The 532-nt window shown below is 69.7% G+C and carries 1 pseudogene; it reads left to right on the plus strand.

The features are described 5' to 3' along the window. Window positions 1-532 (plus strand): annotated as a pseudogene (locus D2K64_RS24125) (N-acetyl-gamma-glutamyl-phosphate reductase); the annotation flags it as partial.

Here is a 532-nt window from a genome sequence, read left to right on the forward strand (position 1 = left end):
CGCAGGCGAGGGCAGCGCTGGCAACCGATTGGGGGATCGCTTCCCCGGCGTGTCGGCCAGGCTGGCCGAGCTGGTGATCGAGAAGTGGGACCCTGCGACCCTGCCCAAGCTCGACGTGCTGTTCGCATCGCTGCCTACGGGCGCCTCGGCCGAGGCGCTGGCGCGCGTCCCCAGGGACGTGAAGATCGTCGACATCGGCGGTGACCACCGCTACGTCGAGGGCTGGGCGTACGGCTTGGCCGACGTCTGGCCAGCCCAGATCCACGGTCAGACCCGTGTTGCCAATCCCGGCTGCTTCCCCGCGGCGACGCTGACCGCGCTGGCACCGCTGCTGGCCGACAAGCTGATCGAGCCCGGCAACATCGTGATCGACGCCAAGACCGGCATCTCCGGTGCCGGCCGGGGCGGCGCCGACAGCAAGTTCAGCTACGCCGAGAGCAACGAGAACCTGGTGCCCTACGGTCTGCTCAAGCACGTCCACATGCCCGAGATGGCCAGAACGATCGAGCGGCTCAGCGGCGGCAGCGCGGCC

The organism is Teichococcus vastitatis (assembly GCF_003604215.1).
Taxonomy (GTDB): Bacteria; Pseudomonadota; Alphaproteobacteria; order Acetobacterales; family Acetobacteraceae; genus Pseudoroseomonas; species Pseudoroseomonas vastitatis.